The sequence below is a fragment of the Flectobacillus sp. genome (assembly GCF_049240685.1).
Classification (GTDB): domain Bacteria; phylum Bacteroidota; class Bacteroidia; order Cytophagales; family Spirosomataceae; genus Flectobacillus.
The window spans coordinates 1-2727 of record NZ_JBMLSD010000404.1; the positions used below are offsets into that span (position 1 = coordinate 1).

At 42.1% G+C, this 2727-nt stretch carries 1 protein-coding gene; it reads right to left on the bottom strand.

Features of this window, described 5'->3' with window-relative positions:
• Positions 1–467: 467 nt before the first annotated feature.
• Positions 468–2459 (bottom strand): hypothetical protein, encoded by a 1992-nt coding sequence (locus ACOVQ4_RS18460; protein WP_421822090.1) that lies wholly within the window; start codon positions 2457–2459, stop codon positions 468–470.
• Positions 2460–2727 lie beyond the last annotated feature (268 nt).

Sequence of the window (2727 nt, forward strand, 5' to 3'; positions counted from 1 at the left end):
TGAGACACAGACCACGGATGAAGACCATGTCCCCTCCTTGGCGAGTGTCCCACTCGCCAACTCGCGTCAGCAAAGTATTTTGCTCTCATCATTTTTATGATTCTTCAAAGCGCTATTTGTGAGGGATTGCTGACGACTGGTGGTCAGTGAGACACTGACCACGGATGCAAAAGAGCTTCCCCTCCCTCCTTGGCGAGTGTCCCACTCGACAACTCGCGTCAGCAAAGTGTTTTACTCTCATCATTTTTATGATTCTTCAAAGAGCTCTTGGTGAGGGATTGCTGGCGGCTAGTGGTCAGTGAGACACAGACCACGGATGAAGACCATGTCCCCTCCTTGGCGAGTGTCCCACTCGACAACTCGCGTCAGCAAAGTAAAGCGCTATTTGTGAGGGATTGCTGACGACTGGTGGTCAGTGAGACACTGACCACGGATGCAGGATGAGACACTGACCACGGATGCAAGGGTTATCTAGTTTTAGTGGTTACGATTTTTAAGTAAAAGTCTTTTCTGGACTTTTGTTCTGGATAGCATGATTTCCAATCTTTTTCAGTGATTTCACCTGTAAACCACTGTTTATTGAGGTTTACTCTCCATAAACAAGTGGTAGGTTCGACCCCGTAAGGTCGACAGGCAAACACCGCTACTTTTCCGTCGAGAGTAAGGCCAATACGGAGTGGTAGAGCATTAGGTGTATCTTTAAAATCGATACCTTTGTGGGTATTCCAAGTTTTGCCTCCATCATACGAAACCTCTGTATTCCAAAGCATGAATTTTAGGTCAGGTCGGATATCCAACAAAGAATAACTTTCCTTGGCTAGTTTTACTTTTGCGCCCAAGTAAGTCAAAGCACCGATGGTACCATTGTAGGCATCTTGATTGAGCCCCTCTTTGGGTCTGTCCCAAATATTCCAATAATCTGCTCCAGAGAAAAAAATCATCATGCCTTCCATAAAAGCCAGATGCCTTGGTAGAAATTCCCCAAAACCTTGAGGGTCGTAGCTGATATGGTCATTAAAGACATATCCTCCCGAAGTATTGGGATAAGGCGGATTTCGATCTGCTATAATTTTGGCTTGTGAAGCATATTTCCGTTTGTCGAGATGCGCCCGATAAGCACCAGTTTCTACCAAGTGCGTAATTTTTGCAATGATATGCTCGACGTTGGCATTTTTTCCAAAATGATTGATCGTACGTAAGATTTTGCCAGTATTATTTTTAAGGGCAAATCCTTGGGGATAGCCATCCTCTGCGTGTAAAGAGATTTCTTCGGTTTCTATAAGCCTTTTATTATCTGCCAATTGCCATCCTTTGATTATACTAATATCTCCTTTTTCTGTCCAAATAGGATTCTGTTGTATACCTGCGTAGGTGTTTTGAGACGTAGGATAGCGTTCTTTCTGAAAATTTCCAACGCCAGGAAAAGTATTTGAATACATAATTAAGGCATATCCCGTGCAAGCATCGCCAATACCTTTCAGAAATGCCATGTATTTGTTCTTGGACTTATTATCGGGTCCATTAGAAATATTCATTTCTGTATCCATCGTCTGAAACATCACTTGGGCTTTTCCGCCGACGGCATCACCTCTCCCAAATGAGCCATGATACTGGAGTCCGGCCTCATACAATTTTTGTTCGGGCTGGGTCAGAAAATATTGTTCACCCTCGGCGGAGTTACCTTTGGGGGGATAGGCAAAAAATCCACGGCGGGTAGGTTCTACACTTGAGATAAAATCTTCAAAAGAAATCTCTTTTCCCGAAGCATCTCTACAAGGCGATTCATACTGAATATTTGGATACCTTTCGTTGCAAGGACGATACTCGGGATGTACCAAACTCACATAAATTCCTCTGGAACGATGATCTATTCCTTTTTTTAAGAAAATATCGACAGGTTTGTCGTAAATCACCGCAAAAGTAGGTGTTGGCATCCCTCCTATCAACGAATCAGGCTCTAATGCAATAGTTGTGGCTGGAAATTTTTCTGGAGAATACGTGTCTTTTTGCGTTTCGATGGGCACATTATCAAAAAAATTGGGGTAATCCTCATACACAGTAGCCGATGATTGGGCCAGTGTTTTCTTTTCGCTAAAAGGCCTGAACTGAAAAGCTATTTCACTTTTGCCCTTACAGTTGACACCACTGAGTCGGGCTATATAATTTCCTTCGGGGAGCGAGCCAAGATATGCACCAACTGCGGCAGTGGTAGGTTTTACAATCCCCGACAGCATTACTTGATTATCTTTTACAATTTCCCATTTTACTTGATAGGCATCGCAAGCGCCAAATTGTATATTGATAAAATTGGATTGATGAACCTGTTGTACTTTTAGTACTTTAAAAAAGGGTTTACCATCACAAGCACAAGGTTGAATAGGTTCGTTATGTTCAATCTTACTATCACGATTGGCACAAGCCAAGGCAGCCAAGGCTATTAGAAAGATAAATTGTTTCATCAAAAAAAAGTTTTTTGGGGTAGGTTTTGGGCTTTCGGCTTTGAGCTTTCGGCGATGGGCTTTGGGCTTTCGGTTTTAGGTAAAAATATATCTAATTTACTTAAAAAACACTCTTTGCCTTATGCCTGTTGCCTATTCAAGCCTTGTGCCTATTCAAACTTAAAGCTTCGGTTTTGGGTAAAAATATATCTATTGTTACTTAAAAAAAACACTCTTTGCCTTGTGCCTGTTGCCTATTCAAACTTAAAGCTTTCGGTTTTAGGTAAAA

Excerpts from the sequence above, each read along its gene's own strand:
- ACOVQ4_RS18460 (WP_421822090.1), bottom strand. The coding sequence starts at position 2,459 with ATGAAACAATTTATCTTTCTAATAGCCTTGGCTGCCTTGGCTTGTGCC.